Annotated in this window: 15 protein-coding genes and 1 pseudogene; 10 read left to right on the top strand and 6 right to left on the bottom strand. The window is 74.0% G+C overall.

Annotated features, from left to right (window positions below; translation table 11 throughout):
* Positions 1–78: 78 nt before the first annotated feature.
* From ACO4JP_RS17140 to ACO4JP_RS17130, 3 genes are all read left to right on the top strand, one after another.
* Positions 79–1,065: a LacI family DNA-binding transcriptional regulator gene (locus ACO4JP_RS17140; RefSeq protein ID WP_425955176.1), complete on the top strand. Its 987-nt coding sequence runs from the start codon at positions 79–81 to the stop codon at positions 1,063–1,065.
* Positions 1,062–2,204: a mannonate dehydratase gene (uxuA, locus tag ACO4JP_RS17135; RefSeq protein ID WP_425955175.1), complete on the top strand. Its 1,143-nt coding sequence runs from the start codon at positions 1,062–1,064 to the stop codon at positions 2,202–2,204. The genes ACO4JP_RS17140 and uxuA overlap by 4 nt, the downstream gene beginning before the upstream one ends.
* A 66-nt stretch (positions 2,205–2,270) precedes the next feature.
* Entirely contained in the window at positions 2,271–3,620 is a 1,350-nt protein-coding gene (locus ACO4JP_RS17130) for a PP2C family protein-serine/threonine phosphatase (protein WP_425955174.1), read from the top strand.
* A gap of 9 nt (positions 3,621–3,629) precedes the next feature.
* Here ACO4JP_RS17130 and ACO4JP_RS17125 read toward each other — a convergent pair whose 3' ends face one another.
* From ACO4JP_RS17125 to ACO4JP_RS17115, 3 genes are all read right to left on the bottom strand, one after another.
* Positions 3,630–3,956 carry an STAS domain-containing protein gene (locus tag ACO4JP_RS17125; RefSeq protein WP_425955173.1) on the bottom strand — a complete coding sequence of 109 codons (327 nt, stop codon included), beginning with the start codon at positions 3,954–3,956 and terminating at the stop codon, positions 3,630–3,632.
* Between the two features lie 36 nt (positions 3,957–3,992).
* A complete protein-coding gene (locus ACO4JP_RS17120) occupies positions 3,993–5,204 on the bottom strand; it encodes a glycosyltransferase (RefSeq protein WP_425955172.1) in 1,212 nt (403 codons plus the stop codon).
* Positions 5,205–5,270: 66 nt separating this feature from the next.
* The gene (locus tag ACO4JP_RS17115; RefSeq protein WP_425955171.1) at positions 5,271–5,930 is read right to left on the bottom strand and encodes a uridine kinase family protein; all 660 of its coding nucleotides are present in this window, start codon (positions 5,928–5,930) and stop codon (positions 5,271–5,273) included.
* A 95-nt stretch (positions 5,931–6,025) separates the two neighbouring features.
* Between ACO4JP_RS17115 and ACO4JP_RS17110 the strand changes: the two genes are divergently transcribed.
* The 5 genes from ACO4JP_RS17110 to ACO4JP_RS17090 are packed head-to-tail and all read left to right on the top strand — an operon-like array spanning position 6,026 to position 10,387.
* Positions 6,026–6,730 (top strand): FadR/GntR family transcriptional regulator, encoded by a 705-nt coding sequence (locus ACO4JP_RS17110; RefSeq protein ID WP_425955170.1) that lies wholly within the window; start codon positions 6,026–6,028, stop codon positions 6,728–6,730.
* Positions 6,731–6,772: 42 nt separating this feature from the next.
* Positions 6,773–7,678 carry an LLM class flavin-dependent oxidoreductase gene (locus tag ACO4JP_RS17105; RefSeq protein ID WP_425955169.1) on the top strand — a complete coding sequence of 302 codons (906 nt, stop codon included), beginning with the start codon at positions 6,773–6,775 and terminating at the stop codon, positions 7,676–7,678.
* A gap of 59 nt (positions 7,679–7,737) precedes the next feature.
* Positions 7,738–8,799, top strand: a complete 1,062-nt coding sequence (locus tag ACO4JP_RS17100) for an aldo/keto reductase (RefSeq protein ID WP_425955168.1) — start codon at positions 7,738–7,740, stop codon at positions 8,797–8,799.
* 32 nt (positions 8,800–8,831) lie between these two features.
* Entirely contained in the window at positions 8,832–9,695 is an 864-nt protein-coding gene (locus ACO4JP_RS17095; protein WP_425955167.1) for a PfkB family carbohydrate kinase, read from the top strand.
* On the top strand, positions 9,692–10,387 hold the full coding sequence (locus tag ACO4JP_RS17090) for a ThuA domain-containing protein (RefSeq protein WP_425955166.1): 696 nt from the start codon (positions 9,692–9,694) through the stop codon (positions 10,385–10,387). Before ACO4JP_RS17095 ends, ACO4JP_RS17090 begins: the two co-directional genes overlap by 4 nt.
* A gap of 13 nt (positions 10,388–10,400) precedes the next feature.
* Here the strand turns inward: ACO4JP_RS17090 and ACO4JP_RS17085 are convergent, their stop codons facing one another.
* The 3 genes from ACO4JP_RS17085 to ACO4JP_RS17075 are packed head-to-tail and all read right to left on the bottom strand — an operon-like array spanning position 10,401 to position 13,788.
* Complete coding sequence (locus tag ACO4JP_RS17085) at positions 10,401–10,910, bottom strand: tRNA (cytidine(34)-2'-O)-methyltransferase (protein WP_425955165.1); 510 nt, start codon at positions 10,908–10,910, stop codon at positions 10,401–10,403.
* A complete protein-coding gene (locus ACO4JP_RS17080; protein ID WP_425955164.1) occupies positions 10,907–11,872 on the bottom strand; it encodes a DUF808 domain-containing protein in 966 nt (321 codons plus the stop codon). The genes ACO4JP_RS17085 and ACO4JP_RS17080 overlap by 4 nt, the downstream gene beginning before the upstream one ends.
* Positions 11,873–11,922: 50 nt before the next feature.
* Positions 11,923–13,788: a phosphoenolpyruvate carboxykinase (GTP) gene (locus ACO4JP_RS17075; protein ID WP_425955163.1), complete on the bottom strand. Its 1,866-nt coding sequence runs from the start codon at positions 13,786–13,788 to the stop codon at positions 11,923–11,925.
* Positions 13,789–13,911: 123 nt separating this feature from the next.
* On the opposite strand from ACO4JP_RS17075, the gene ACO4JP_RS17070 reads away from it, so the two are divergent.
* Together ACO4JP_RS17070 and ACO4JP_RS17065 are read left to right on the top strand one after the other, a co-directional pair.
* Positions 13,912–15,396 (top strand): helix-turn-helix domain-containing protein, encoded by a 1,485-nt coding sequence (locus tag ACO4JP_RS17070; RefSeq protein ID WP_425955162.1) that lies wholly within the window; start codon positions 13,912–13,914, stop codon positions 15,394–15,396.
* Positions 15,393–15,902: pseudogene (locus ACO4JP_RS17065) on the top strand (4'-phosphopantetheinyl transferase family protein); the annotation flags it as partial. The gene ACO4JP_RS17070 and the pseudogene ACO4JP_RS17065, both read left to right, overlap by 4 nt.
* Positions 15,903–15,971: the final 69 nt, after the last annotated feature.

Here is a 15,971-nt window from a genome sequence, read left to right as displayed (position 1 = left end):
TTTGCAGCATAGTCGTGCACGAGGACGGACGCCGGGCGGGTAGGCTTCGTGGGAACGTTTGCAAAGGAGTTGCTTGCCGTGGTCACGGTCCGCGACGTCGCCCGTGCCGCGGGCGTCTCGATCTCGACGGTCTCGCGCGCGCTCGCGGTGCCCGACAAGGTGGCGGTCGAGACCCGCGACCGCGTCGCCGCCATCGCCGCCGAGCTCGGCTACCAGCCCAACCGGGCAGCCGCCGGCCTGCGGGCGGGCCGCACGGGCGCCCTCGGGCTGCTGGTGCCCGATCTCTCCAACCCCTACTTCGCCGCCGTCGCCAAGGGCGTCGCCGAGGTCGCGCGCGAGCACGGGCTCGGCGTGTTCGTCGTCGACTCCGAGGAGGACCCGGCGCTCGAGGTCGAGCTGCTGCGCAGCCTCGCCCACCAGACCGACGGCGTCATCCTCGCGTCGCCCCGTGCCCTCGAGGCCGCCCGCCCGCCCGTCGGGGGCAAGCCCGTCGTCGTCATCAACCAGGACGGCCCGCTCGCGGTCGGCACGGACAACGCGGGCGGCATGCGGCTCGCCGTCGAGCACCTGTACGCGCTCGGCCACCGGCGGGTCGCGTACGTCGGAGGCCCCGCGGCCTCGTGGTCCGACGCGCAGCGCCGCGTGGCGCTCGACGTCGCGGGCGAGCTCGGCGTCGAGGTCGTCGCGCTCGGTCCGCACCGCCCCACGGTCGACGGCGGAGCCGCGGCAGCCGACGCGGTTGTCGCGGCCGGGGTCACCGCCGCGATCACGTTCAACGACGTCGTCGCCGTCGGCCTGGTGCGCGCCGTGCGCGAGCGGGGCGTGCGCGTGCCGGAGGACCTGTCCGTCGTCGGGTTTGACGACACGTTCCTGGCGGCGCTTGTCACACCGGCGCTGACCAGCGTCGGCGCCGACCTCCGCGAGGTCGGGCGGCGGGCCACCGACCTGCTCGTCGGGCGGCTCGGCCCCGCGGGCGCGGAGGCCGAGCCGCCGACGGCGTCGTTGCTGCTGCCCGCCACGCTCGCCGTGCGCGCCTCCACCGCACCCGTCCCCGAGGAGAGATGACACGCATGAAGATGGGCTTCCGCTGGTACGGCGAGGGCAACGACACCGTGGCGCTGGACGACATCCGGCAGATCCCCGGCGTCGAGACCATCGTGTGGTCGCTCCACCGCAAGCAGGCCGGCGAGGTGTGGGAGGAGGCCGAGATCGCGGCCGAGATCGCGCGCATCGAGGGGCTCACGGACGAGCACCGCGCGAAGGGGGTCACGAAGACCTTCCGCGCCGACGTCGTCGAGTCGGTCAACGTGCACGAGTCGATCAAGCTCGGCAAGACCGTGCTCGGAATGAGCCGCGACGAGGCCATCGAGAACTACCGGGTCACGATCGAGCGCCTGGGCCAGGCCGGCGTGAAGGTCGTCTGCTACAACTTCATGCCCGTGTTCGACTGGCTGCGCACCGACATGTTCCACCCGCTGCCCGACGGCTCCACGGCCCTGTTCTACGAGAAGGCCGTCGTGGACGAGCTCACGCCCGAGTCGCTCATCGCGTCGATGAACCTAGGAGACAAGACGGGGGACGGCGCCCTGACCCTCCCCGGCTGGGAGCCCGAGCGCCTCGCCTCCTTCCAGGAGCTCAAGGAGGCGTACGTCGGCGTCACGCGCGAGGACATGTACGCGAGCTACAAGTACTTCCTCGACGCCGTCATCCCCGTCTGCGAGGAGTTCGACGTCAAGCTCGGCGTCCACCCGGACGACCCGGCGTTCGACATCTTCGGCTGGCCGCGCGTGGTCTCGCGCAAGGCGGACCTGGCGCGCGTGCTGTCCCTCAACGAGTCGCCGTACAACGGGCTGACGCTGTGCCTGGGCTCCTTCGGCTCCAACCCCGACAGCGACCCGGTCGACGCCGTCAAGACGTTCATGGACCGCATCCACTTCTCGCACGTGCGCAACATCAAGCACTTCCCCAACGGCGACTTCACCGAGGTAGCCCACCGGGCGTGCGAGGGGTCGATCGACACGGTCGGCATCATGAAGGCGTACGCGGACGCGGGCTACGACGGCTACATCCGCCCCGACCACGGCCGCCACCTGTGGGACGAGAACCGCGGCAACACCCCGCGCCCCGGCTATGGCCTCTACGACCGGGCGCTGGGCATCCAGTACCTGCTCGGCGTCTGGGACTCCTGCCGGTACGGGGACTGACGCGCCTGCCGGTCGAGCAGACCGCCGTCCGCTAGCCTGGCGGCGATCAGACCGTCTGGAGAGCGCGTGACAGCGATCGTCCCGCCCCGTCCGGGGGGCACCGCGACAGCGTCCGACGCCGTCGCCGAGATCGAGCGCCACGCGCTCGCGGAGCTCGAGGCGGCGCCGACGCCGGCCGAGCTGCGCACGCTCGCGGTCAGGCACGTGCACGAGCTGGCCCAGCAGCTCGCGGCGGCGACGGCCCGCGCCGACCGGGCCGCGGCCGAGCTCGCGGAGCGCGATGGCGACGTCCTGCGGCGTGAGCGCGCCTTGGCCCACCTCGCGGCCGACTCGCGCGACGAGAGCGTCCCGCTGGGCATCGCCGTCACACGCTCGGGCTGGACGCGCACGCTCCTGGGCGCCGACGGCGCGATCGTGTGCGCCGAGGGGCGCGTCACGACGGTGGGCGAGGTGCCCGACGACGACGGCGTGGCCGCCCTTCTCGCCTGGGTCCTGGACAACGGTGCCGAGATGGTCGCAGCCGACGACCTCGCGGCGTCGGTGCCCGCGGTCGCGGCCGCGGCGCCCGGCGTGCTCGCGGCGCTCGGCATCACGCTGCCCGACCGGCAGGCGCTCATCTGGTTGCGGCACCGCGCCCCGGCGGCGTGGTCCGAGCGGCACGCGGACGACGCCGCCGCCCTGCGGGGCCACCTGCTCGAGGCGCTCTACGTGCGTGGGCGGCGCGAGCTGCGGGCCACCGAGGCCCTGCAGCTCAGCCTGCTGCCGCACCAGCTGCCGGACGTCGACGGCTGGTGCGTCGAGGCGCGTTACGACGCCGCGGGAACCGGCCTCGTGGGCGGCGACTGGTACGACGCGCTCGCGCTGCCCTCCGGCCTGGTGGCCCTCGTCGTCGGGGACGTCACCGGGCACGGCCTGCAGGCGGCGGCGACCATGGGCCAGCTGCGCAACGCGCTGCGCGCCGCGCTGTTCACGGTCAGCGACCTGAGCGCCGCCGTGGAGCGCCTCGAGCAGCTCGCGAGGCTGACGCTGCCCGGGGAGATCGCCACGATCGTGGTCGCCCTGCTCGACCCGGCGACGGGTGTCGTCGAGCACGTGTTGCTCGGGCACCCGCCCGTGCTCGTGGCCGGCCCTTGCGGGCAGGTGGCCTGGGGCCCGCGGGCCGTGGTGCCGCCGCTCGGCGTGACGGGCGACATCCCGCCCGTCGCGCGGGTGGAGGTTCCGCGCGGTGGGGCGCTCGTGCTCTACAGCGACGGGCTCGTGGAGCGGCGGGGGGAGTCGATCCTCGACGGGCTCCGGCGCCTGGAGCTGACGTTCGCCGCGGGCGTGCCCGCGGATCTCGGCGTGGTCGTGAAGGGCACGCGCGACCCGGCGTCGGCGGACGACGCGACGCTGCTCGTCGTGCGTCGCGAGCCCTGACGGCGGCCGTCAGCCGGCGGGCGTCGCGTCGGGGGCCGGTTCCAGCTCGAACAGCCGGTCGACACCTGTGAGCTCGAGCAGGTCGCGGACGTGGCGCGGGACGCCCCGCAGCAGCGGGGGCTGCGGAACGGCAGACGCCGCGCGGTAGAGCAGGCGCAGACCGCCCGAGTCCATGAACGTGACGCCGGAGAGGTCGACCGTCACCCGCTCGGCTCCAGACGCTGCCCCGCCTTCGAGCGTGTCCTCGACCCGGGCCTGTACCGCCGCGTCGATCTCACCGGTCATGACCCACAGGGCGCCACCGTCCTCGATGCGCACGTCGCCGTGCAGCGTCACGCTCCGACTCCTCGTCCTGGCCCTCCAGGCCTCGGATCAGACCCGGGCGAGCTGCGCGCCCGCTCCGCGGTGCACGCGCTCGATCACGGCAGCGTAACCCCCGAGCATCCGGACATGGCTGAACCGGGGTCGAGCGTCCGCCTGGGCGCGCTTGAGCTCCCCTCGGCGGGCTGCCGCTTCGATCCACGTCTCCGCGATCTCGACCGCGTCGAAGCCCGTCACGAACCCGATGCCGTCGACGATCCGCGCCGAGTCCCCGACCGGTGTGGTCACCGGCACCGCGCCGCACATCGCGCCCTCGATGAGGCACAGCGGCGCCGCCTCGCCGAACACGGACGTCAGCGCGACGACGTCGGCCGCCGCGTAGACCAGCTCCATGTCGGTGCGCACGCCCAGCGGGTGGACGCGCCGGAGCAGGTCGGGCCGGTCACCGAAGGCCAGAGCGAGCTCGGCCACGAGGTGGGGGTTGGCCTCCGACATGCCGGCGCCGCACATGATCACGTGCCCGGACCGGTCGCGCTCCAGGAAGTGGCGCGCTGCGGCGACGAACAGGCCCGGGTTCTTCATGGCGTCGAACCGCGCGGCGAACACGACGACCGTCGCGTCCGCGGGGACGCCCTCGGCTCCGCGGAGCGCGGCCCGGCGCGAGCCCGAGACCGGCCGGAAGCGCGCGAGGTTGATCCCGTTGGGCACCACGCGCAGCAGCGATGCCGGTACGCCCGCGTGGTGGTAGGCGTCCCGCGTCGACTCCGCGCAGCACACCACGGCGGCCAGGCGGCCGGCGTCGGCCGCGACGAGCAGGTCGTCGAGAGCCGCTCCCTGATGCTCCGGGTCAGAGCGGTGCAGGCACGCGACGACGGGCCGGTCGACGCCACCGGCCTGGTTCACGAGGCGCAGCGGCTGTTCCTTGAGGGACATCACGACGTGGGCCGCGCGCAGCTCTGCGGTCGCTCGCGAGAGCTCGGCGTCTGAGAACGCGCGCGGGTCCCGGCCGTCGTCGGACGAGCGGCCCAGGGTCGTCACGCGAACCCCGGCGGCCCGCAGCAGCTGGTAGCGCTGGTCGTCGACCATGCGCTGCAGGGTGGCTTCGCGGCGCACCTCGGCATGGATGCTCAGCGCCGCGTGCCGGTGCCGGCCGCCGCCGTGCAGGCCCGCGACCACCGTGGTGTGCAGCTGGCGCGCGCCACCCGCGAAGAAGCCCTCGTAGAGCGAGAGCACGCGCGGCGCGCGGGACGGGTTCGAGGTCACGGGACCACCTCCTCCCGCCAGGTTCAGCGGCGCCGATGAGGCGAGCGTGTCCATGGGGTTAACTTTCTATGACGGCTTGGGGGAATCTTGACCGGCGAGCGTGCGGATCGCACGTTCAGCCTCCGCGGGTGTCGCCGTCCGGCACCCGAGCTCGACCCACCGCTCGATCAGGCGCGGCTCCGCGCGGAGCAGGGCCCAGCCCCGTCGCACCAGCGTCGGGAGCGGTTTCCGGGCCTCCGCGACGTCGCGGAGCAGGCGGAACCAGAACGTCATCCAGGCCGGCTGGCGCAGGCAGATCGCGTCCGCGAGGATCCCCTCCGACCTGCAGGCGGCGACCAGCTGGGCGGCAAAGATCCCTTCCGCCATCAGCACAGAAGCGCCCCCGGTTTCCACAAGGGTGCTTCCGGTGCGCGCGTTGCTGGGGATGTCGTAGACGGGGATCTCGGCCCTCCCGGTGGTGGCCAGCGCGCGCAGCGCGTCCATCGCGCCGGCGGCGTCCCACGACCGTGGGTCGTCCCAGTCGACGATCCCGAACCGCTGAGGCAGGTCGGGGTGGTCGCCGTCGAGGTAGAAGTCGTCCAGCGTGACCACGGGCAGTCCCAGACGCCGCGTCAGCGCCGTCTTCCCGGACCCCGACGGGCCGGTGATGAGCACCACCCGGACGCGCGGCCGGCGGGCGCCGTCGGGTACGTCGAAGAGCGCGTCGGGCTCGGGCGGGGTGGTCACGGTCGACCATTGTGCGGCACCCGACATGGGCGGACGACTCACACTCAGCGCCGTGTCGCCCCCGATGTGGTCCGTCCACAGCCTAGACTCGGCGTGTGCGCACCCACGAGAGAGTCCTGGCCCAGATCGAGGAGAACCTACGCACCGGCACGTGGGCACTCGGTGAGCGTCTGCCCGGCGAGCGCGCCCTCGCGGAGCAGATGGGCGTCTCGCGCCCGTCCGTGCGCGAGGCCGTGCGCGTGCTCGAGGCCATGGGCATCGTCCGCACCGCCGTGGGCTCCGGGCCCGACGCCGGCGCGACCGTCGTCGACCGCCCCGCCGCGGGCCTGGGCGCGGCCGTCCGCCTGCACATCGCCTCCGGGACGCTCCCCGTGCGCGACGTCGTCGCGACGCGCGCGGCGCTCGAGACCTGGGCGGTGGGCCAGGCCGCAGCCCGGTTCGCGCCGGAGACGGACCTGACGGAGGCACAGCGGCTCATCGAGGAGATGGACGCGCAAGGGCTCACGCCCACCGAGTTCGTCCATCTCGACCAGCAGTTCCACCTCGGGCTCGTGCAGCTCGGCGGCAACCAGCTCGTCGAGGCGATCCTCAGCGGCCTGCGCGCCGCCGTCGGCGACTACGTCACCTCGGGCGCCGAGCGCCTGCCGTCGTGGGCCACCACCAGCGCCCGCCTGTGCCACGAGCACCGCGCGTTGCTCGAGGCCGTCGAGCGCGCCGACGCGGGGCTGGCCGAAAAGCTGGCGCACGACCACATCTGGGGCTTCTACGAGGAGACCGGGCTCGCCTCCGAGGCGGAGTGACCCGCCGGAACAAGTGCGTCCACGCGCCGGGTTGATGCGGGTATGACGGACTACGGCCATGACCTGGCCTTCGGGAGCTTCATCACGCCTTCGAGCGCCGACCCGCGGGAGCCGGTGCGCCTCGCCCGTCTCAGCGAGGAGGTCGGCCTCGACCTCGCCACGTTCCAGGACCACCCCTACCAGCCGGCGTTCCTCGACACCTGGACGCTGCTGACCTGGGTCGCGGCCGCGACGTCGCGCATCACCGTGGCACCCGACGTGCTGAACCTCCCGCTCCGTCCGCCGGCCGTGCTTGCCCGGGCGGCGGCCTCGCTGGACCGGCTGAGCGGCGGACGCGTGGCCCTCGGCATCGGCGCCGGCGCCTTCTGGGACGCCATCGAGGCGATGGGTGGCACGCGGCTCACCCCCGGTGAGTCGGTCGACGCGCTCAGCGAGGCGCTCGACGTCGTCCGCGGCATCTGGGACACGACCGAGCGGCGCGGGCTGCGCATCGAGGGCGAGCACCACCGCGTCGTCGGCGCCAAGCGCGGGCCGGCACCTGCGCACGACATCCCCGTCTGGGTCGGCGCATACGGGCCGCGGATGCTGCGGCTGCTCGCCCAGAAGGCCGACGGCTGGCTGCCCTCGCTCCCGCGCCTCGAGCCCGGCTACCTGGCCCGTGCCAACGCCGTCATCGACGAGGCCGCGCTCGCCGCCGGGCGCGAGCCGGCCGCGATCCGCCGCGTGCTCAACCTCGGCGCTCCGCCCGCGGCCACGGCGGAGTGGGTCGACCAGCTCGTGCGGCTCGCGCTCGAGGACGGCGCCGGCACCTTCATCGCGACGGGCGACGACCCCGACGCGATCCGCCGCTTCGGGCAGGAGGTCGCGCCCGCGGTGCGCGAGGCCGTCGCCGCGGAGCGGGCTCGCGGCGCGGCGGCGACGGCCTGGCCGCGGGCTGCCGAGGCGTGACGATGCGCCGCCCCCTCGTTCGCCGACGGGGCGGCGCCGTCGCGTGAGAGCCTAGGCCCATGCCCATCGCACCCCGGTACCTCGCCGACGAGGCCCGCTACGCGTCCATGACCTACCGCCGCACCGGCCGTTCCGGGCTCGACCTGCCCGCGCTGTCGCTCGGCCTGTGGCACAACTTCGGCGACACGACGCCGTTCCAGACCCAGCGCGACGTCGCCCGCCGCGCGTTCGACCTCGGGATCACGCACTTCGACCTGGCGAACAACTACGGCCCGCCCTACGGCTCGGCCGAGGAGAACTTCGGGCGCATCTTCGACAAGGACCTGCACCCGTACCGCGACGAGCTGATCATCTCGACCAAGGCCGGCTACGACATGCTGCCCGGCCCGTACGGCGACCACGGCTCGCGCAAGTACCTGCTCTCGTCGCTCGACGCAGCGCTCGAGCGGATGGGCCTGGACTACGTCGACATCTTCTACCACCACCGCCCCGACCCGGCGACGCCTCTCGAGGAGACGATGGGCGCGCTCGCCGCCGCCGTGCACTCGGGCAAGGCGCTGTACGTAGGCGTCTCGAACTACTCGGCGGCCCGCACGCGTGAGGCCGCTGCGATCCTCGACGACCTCGGCGCCCCGCTGCTGATCCACCAGCCGAGCTACTCGATGTTCAACCGCCACGTCGAGAACGCCTCGCTCGTGGACGGCTACGACGGGCAACAGTCCGAGTCGCTGCTCGACGTCGTCGAGGACCTCGGCGTCGGGACCATCGTGTTCTCGCCGCTGCAGCAGGGGCTGCTCACCGGGCGCTACCTGTCCGGCTCGGCGCCCGAGGGCTCGCGTGCCGCGCGGCCCGACTCGCCGTTCCTGTCGTCGTCGAACATCTCCGAGACGTACCTGGAGCGGGCACGGGCGCTCAACGAGATCGCCGAGGGGCGGGGGCAGTCGCTCGCGCAGCTCGCCGTGTCCTGGGTGCTGCGCGACCCCCGCGTCACGTCCGCGCTGGTCGGCGCGTCGAGCGTCGCGCAGCTCGAGGACACGGTGGGGGCACTGGCGGCGGAACCGCTGACGGCGGAGGAGATCGCCGCGATCGACCCGTTCGCCGTCGACGGCACGGGCCGCTGACCCCACGCAGATCTGACAGGGAGGGAACGCGGGTGGCGGTCTGCTGGTTCGCCGGGCTCACCACGCTCGACGTCGTGCACCGGGCCGCCGCCCCGCCCGCCCGCAACCAGAAGATCACCGCGTCGCGGCAGGACGTCGCCGCAGGCGGCCCGGCCGCGAACGCGGCGGTGACCGCGGCGGCTCTCGGCGCACGTTCCGTGCTGGTCAGCGCACTCGGCGCCGGGCCGGTCGCGGCGGCCGCCCGCACGGACCTCGAGGCGCACGGCGTCGAGGTGCTCGACGTCGCCGAGCCCGGGTTCCCGCTCGCCGTGTCCGCGGTGCTCGTCGACGACGCGACGGGCGAGCGCTCCGTCGTCTCGGCGGACGGGGCGCTCGCGGTCGCGCCGGCCCCGTCGGCGCCGGCGCTGGCGGACCTGCCGCACCCCGACGTCGTGCTGCTCGACGGCCACCACCCCGCGATCGCGCGTGCGGTGCTCGCGTGGGTCGCGACGGCGTCGCCGCGCCCACTCGTCCTGCTCGACGCCGGCCGGTGGCGGCCGGTGTTCACCGAGCTGCTGCCGGCCGCCGACGTCGCGGCGCTGAGCGACGACTTCCGCGTGCCGGGGCACGACGACGCCGAGGCGGGCGCGCTCGCGCTCGGTGCGGGCGCCGTCGTCGTCACGCACGGGCCCGAGCCCGTCACCTGGCGCACCAGCGCGGGGGAGGCCGGCGAGATCCACGTCCCACGCGTGGACGCGCGGGACACGCTCGGGGCGGGCGACGCGTTCCACGGTGCGCTCGCCGCTGCGCTCGCGCAGGGCGAGCCGCTGCCGGGCGCCGTCGCGCGGGCTGCACGGGTGGCCAGCGCGCGGGTCGCCGTGATCGGCCCGCGCGCGTGGCTGGGGGCCGTGCGATGAGCAGCGCCGGTCGGTCCCGGATCCTCGTCCTCTCCGGCCGCGGCCGCCACGAGGACCCGTGGCACGACCACGCGGCGACGTCGCACCGGCTCGCGACGATCCTGTCCGCGCTCGGATCGGTCGACGTCGAGGTGCGCTCGGCGTTCCGCGACACGCTTGGCGACCTCGACGACGTCGATCTGCTGGTGCTCAACCTCGGCGGCCCGGCCCCGGGGTTTGTGGAGGCGGAGATCGACGGGACCGCGGCCGACTGGGCCCCGTTCCACGCCCGGCTCGACGCGTGGGCGCGCACCGGCGGCCGCATCTTGGCCTTGCACCAGGCGGCGCTGGCGTTCCCCGACGTCCCCCGGTTCGAGGAGGTGCTCGGCGGACGCTGGGTCCAGGACGTCTCCGGGCACCCGCCGATCGGGCCGATGCGCCTCGAGCTCGCCGTCGGCGCGCACACCGTCACCGATGGGCTCGGCGCCGTCCAGGCGTTCGACGAGCGGTACTGCCACCTGCGCGTGGCGCCGTCGTCACAGGTGCTGGGCTGGGTGCGCGACGACGACGGCGAGCCGCACCCGGCGCTGTGGGTCGCCGAGGCGCACGGCGGGCGGACGGTCTACAGCGCGCTGGGGCACGACAAGCGCTCGTACGAGTCCGCGACGCACCAGGAGCTGCTGGTGCGTGCGGCGCTGTGGCTGCTGTCGTAGGGCTGCGCCTCCGCTACGACGGGACGCCGCGAAAACCGAGCTGCCGCCACGCCTCGTAGGTGGCGATCGCCGCGGCGTTCGTCAGGTTGAGCGAGCGGCGCCCCGGCAGCATCGGCAGCACCAGGCGCTCGGTCACGCGCGGGTGGGCGAGCACCTCCTCGGGCAGGCCGGTCGGCTCGGGCCCGAAGAGCAGCACGTCGCCCGGCTTGTAGGCGACGTCGGTGTACGACGTCGTCGCGCCGACCTCGAACGCGAAGACGCGCGCGCCCGGCAGGGCGTCCATCGCGGCCTGGAAGCTGGGGTGCACGTCCAGGACGGCGAGGTCGTGGTAGTCGAGCCCCGCGCGGCGCAGCTTGGACTCCTCGAGGTCGAAGCCGAGCGGCTCGACGAGGTGCAGGCGGGCCCCGGTGACGGCTGCCAGCCGGATGGCGGAGCCGGTGTTCCCGGCGATGCGGGGCTCGTAGTAGACGATGTGGGCGAAGGGCTCGGGGGGTGCGGCGGGGGCGTCGTCGTGCGGGTTCACGCGTGCTCGGCCTCGCCGTCGTGCGGCTCGGCGTGCTTCTGGCCGAACGGCAGCAGGTGGATCGCGCCCAGGACGACGGCGCCGACGACGAGGCCCACGACGGTGGAGCACAGCGTCTCGAACAGCCAGGCGAGGACCCCGCCGACGCCCGGGACACCCTCGCTGATGGCGTGCTCGACGTGGTGGATCGCGTCGTACAGGGCGGTCCAGCCCAGCTCGTGCACGCCGTTGAGGAGAATGTGGCCGCCGACCCACAGCATGGCGACCGTGCCCACGACCCCGATGACCCCCAGGAGCCTGGGCATGCCGACGACGAGCCCGCGGCCGAGGCGCTGCACGCCGGCCGGCCGGCGCCGCGACAGCGCCAGCCCGATGTCGTCCATCTTCACGATGACGCCGACGACACCGTAGACGCCGATCGTGATGACGATCGCGACGATCGCGAGGATGAACAGGCGCTGCCAGAACCCCTCGTCGGCGACCTCGTTGAGCGCGATGACCATGATCTCGGCCGACAGGATGAGGTCGGTGCGGATCGCGCTCGAGACCAGGGACTTCTCGGCCCCCGCGCCCTGCTCGGCCACGGGAGTGGCGTGCGTGTCGTGCCCGCGGAGGCGCTCCCACACCTTCTCCGCGCCCTCGTAGCAGAGGTACGTTCCGCCGAGCATGAGGATCGGCGTCAGCGCCCACTCGGCGAACTGCGACAGGATCAGCGCGACCGGCAGGATGATCAGGAGCTTGTTCCGGATCGAGCCCCATGCGATCTTCTTGACGATCGGCAGCTCGCGGTCCGGCGTGACGCCCGTGACGAACTGCGGGGTGACCGCGGTGTCGTCGATGACGACGCCGGCCGCCTTGGCGGTCGCGCGGCCGGTGGCGGCCGTGACATCGTCGAGCGAGGCAGCTGCTGCCTTGGCGATGGCGGCGACGTCGTCGAGCAGGCCGATCAGCCCGGCGCTCATCGGCCACCCCGGGAACCAACGATCATGCGGGGAAGCCTACGGGACCGCTCTCAGTGGCCCAGGCGGTGGCGCAGGCCCTCCAGCTGGTCGCGGAGCGGCTCCGGGAGGCGGTCGCCGAAGCCGGCGAAGAAGCTTTCCGTCAGGTCGGACTCCCGCAGCCACGGGCCCGCATCGACGTCGAGCAGCGCCTCCAGGTCGCCGTCGGGCAGGTCGAGGCCGTCGACGTCGAGCGCGCCCGGCGCCGGGAGCAGGCCGACCGGGGACAGCACGGCCCCGGCGTCGGAGCGCAGCCCGCGGCCGCGCTCGAGCTGGTCGACGATCCACGCCACGACGCGCGAGTTCTCGCCGAACCCCGGCCACAGGAAGCGGCCGTCGGCGCCGCGGCGGAACCAGTTGACCTGGAAGATGCGCGGGCGCAGGGCCGGGTTCAGGCTGTCGCCGACCTCGAGCCAGTGCGACCAGTGGTCGGCCATCGAGTAGCCGCAGAAGGGCATCATCGCGAAGGGGTCGCGGCGCAGCTCACCGACGGTGCCCTCGGCTGCCGCGGTGCGCTCGGAGCTGATGGTCGCGCCGAGGAACACCCCGTGGTCCCAGCTGAGCGCCTGCGTCACGAGCGGCACGTTGGTGGCCCGGCGCCCGCCGAAGATCACGGCGTCCACCGGCACACCCGCCGGGTCGTCCCAGTCGCGGGCGATCGATGGGCACTGCGCCGCTGCGACGGTGAACCGCGCGTTGGGGTGTGCGGCCGGGCGGCCCGCGGCGCCGTCGGCCGGGGTCCAGTTGGCACCGGTCCAGTCGGTCAGGTGCTCCGGCGCCTCCGGCGTGAGGCCCTCCCACCACACGTCGCCGTCGTCGGTCAGGGCCACGTTGGTGAAGACGACGTCGTGGCTCAGCGTCGCGACCGCGGTCGGGTTCGTGTCGACGCCGGTGCCGGGCGCGACGCCGAAGAACCCGGCCTCGGGGTTGATGGCGCGCAGGGCGCCGTCGTCGTCGGGGCGCATCCACACGATGTCGTCGCCCAGCGTCTCGACGTCCCACCCGGGGAGCGTGGGGCGCAGCATCGCGAGGTTGGTCTTGCCGCACGCGCTCGGGAACGCCGCGGCCAGGTGGTAGCGGCGGCCCTCCGGGGAGATCACGCGGACCAGCAGCATGTGCTCGGCGAGCCAGCCCTCGTCGCGCGCCATCACCGAGGCGATGCGCAGCGCGAAGCACTTCTTGCCCAGCAGGGCGTTGCCGCCGTAGCCCGAGCCGTACGACCAGATCTCCCGCGACTCGGGGAAGTGGGCGATGTACTTGGTGTCGTTGCAGGGCCACGGCACGTCCTGGTCGTGCCGCGCGAGCGGGGCGCCCACGCTGTGCACGGCCGGCACCCACTGCTGTCCGGCATCGATGAGGTCCAGCACGTAGCGCGAGACCCGCGTCATCACGTGCATGGAGACGACGACGTACGGCGAGTCGGTGATCTCGACGCCCACCTGGGAGATCGGCCCGCCGAGCGGTCCCATCGAGAACGGCACCACGTACAGGGTGCGGCCGCGCATCGACCCGTCGAAGACCTCGCGCAGCTCGGCGGCCATCAGGGCCGGGTCCCGCCAGTTGTTGGTGGGCCCGGCGTCCTCCGCGCGCTCGGCGCAGATGAACGTCCGCGACTCGACGCGCGCGACGTCGGACGGGTGCGACCGGGCGAGGTAGGAACGCGGGCGCTTCGCCTCGTCGAGCTTGACGAGCGTGCCGGCCTCGACCATGCCGTCCAGCAGCCGCTGCTTCTCTGCGGCCGACCCGTCGCACCAGACGACGGCGTCGGGCCGCGTCAGCGCCGCGACCTCCGCGACCCACGCCTCGACCGACGAGTCTCCGGGGACGACGACGGCGCGAGCCCGGGTGGGGGCGGGACGAAGGGCGGTGCTGGCCGACATGGGCGCTTCCTCGATTCTGACCGGCCTCCTCTGACCGGACCCTTGCGACGATTCCGCAACCAGCGCCGCAATTGCTACCTCATACGCCGTCAAGATCGGCAAATCTTGACGTAGCGTGAAGCCATGCCCGCCGATGCCGTCGTCCCCGACCTCCTCACGCTGGGCCGCCGCGTGCGCCACCTGCGCACTCGTCGGGGTCTCACGCTCGACGCGCTCGGCGCCGCCGTCGGGTGCGGGCCGTCGCTGCTGTCGCTCATCGAGAACGGACGGCGCGAACCGCGGCTGTCGCTGCTGCGCGCGCTCGCCGAGGCGCTCGACGTGAGCGTCGGGGACCTGCTCGCGGAGGAGGCGCCGGACCGCCGGGCCGCGCTCGAGATCGAGCTCGAGCGGGCGCAGCGCGGCCCGCTCTTCGGCGAGCTGGGCCTGCCGGTCGTCAAGCCGTCGCAGCGGCTGCCCATGCCCGTGCTCGAACAGCTCGTGGGGCTGCACGGCGAGCTCGCACACCGCGAGGAGCTGGCGATCGCCACGCCCGAAGAGGCGAGGCGCGCCAACACCGAGCTGCGCCTGGAGCGACAGGCGCGCGACAACTACTTCCCCGAGATCGAGGCGCTCGCCGAGCGGATGGTCACGCAGGCCGGCTACGCGGGCGGCGGCGCGGTGTCCCACCGCACGGTCGCGCGCATGGCCGAGACGCTCGGCTTCGAGATCCTGCACGTCACCGACCTGCCGCGCTCCGCGCGGACCGTGACCGACCTGAAGAGCGGGCGCTTCTACCTGCCGCAGGCGTCGACGCCGGGCGGCCACGGCCTCCGCTCGCTCGCGCTGCAGGCCATCGCCCACCGCGTGCTCGGGCACGAGCGCCCGCGCTCCTACGGCGAGTTCCTGCGGCAGCGCGTCGAGATCACCTACTTCGCCGCCGCCTGCCTCGTGCCGCAGAAGGCCGCCGTCGACTTCCTGCTGGCGCGCAAGCGCGAGAAGGACCTCGCCGTCGAGGACTTCCGCGACGCGTTCGGCGTCACCCACGAGGCCGCCGCCATGCGCCTGACCAACCTCGCGACCGTGCACCTCGGCACGCCCCTGCACTTCCTGCGCGTGGGCGACGACGGCGCCCTGTTCCGCGGCTACGCCAACGACGGCCTGCCGCTCCCGCAGGACGTGACCGGCGCGATCGAGGGCCAGCTCGTGTGCCGCAAATGGGCCGCGCGCGCCGCGTTCGAGCGCCGCGACCGCGCGACCGAGTACTACCAGTACACGGACACGCCGGTCGGGACCTTCTGGGGCTCCGTGCAGATGGGCTCCGCCGGGACGGCCGACGCAGGCAGCTTCGGGTCGGGCGCGTTCTCCATCACCGTCGGCGTCCCGTACGCCCACGCCAAGTGGTTCCGCGGCCGCGATACCCGGCTGCGCCGCGTCTCCACCTGCCCCGACCCGGCCTGCTGCCAGCGCCCTCCCGCTGCCCTTGCCGACCGGTGGGCCGCCAGCGCCTGGCCCAGCGCGCGCATCCACCAGCAGGTGCTGGCCGCCCTGCCGCGCGGCACGTTCCCCGGCGTGGAGGACGCCGAGCTGTTCGCGTTCCTGGACCGGCACGCCCCGCGGGAGGAGGCATGAGCGGGATCGTCCAGCTCGCGCTGGATATCCCCGACGACGGCAGCGCCGAGTCCACCGACGCCCACGCCCGACGCGGTGAGCTGCGGGCGCACCTCCTCGCCGCCGTGCTGCGCGAGGTGGGCGTCGACGTCGACGGGCCGGTGGTGGTCGTGCGGCGGTGCGCCGTGTGCGGGTCCACGGAGCACGGCAAGCCCGAGGTCGCGGCGGCGCTCGCGGCCGGCGTGCACGTGAGCCTCGCGCACACGCGGAACCGGACCCACGTGGCCGCGGCCCGCGGGCCGGTCGGGGTGGACGTCGAGGAGATCGACGCCGTCGCCGCCCACCCGGTCGCGGACGTGCTGCTGTCCCCGGGCGAGCGAGCGGCCGGTCACCCCCTCGACGCCGAGTCGCTCACGCGCACCTGGGTGCGCAAGGAGGCGCTGCTCAAGGCGACCGGCCACGGCCTGCACGTACCGCCGTCGGCGGTGACGCTGAGCCTGCCGGGCGACGGTGAGCCGCGGCTGCTCGCCTGGGACGGACCGGGACCGACGCCGGTCCCGGTGGAGTGGGACGAGTCCCTCGGCACCGGCCTGTAC

Source organism: Xylanimonas sp. McL0601 (genome assembly GCF_049852175.1).
GTDB lineage: Bacteria > Actinomycetota > Actinomycetes > Actinomycetales > Cellulomonadaceae > Xylanimonas.
This window is presented reverse-complemented; position numbering and strand designations above follow the sequence as displayed.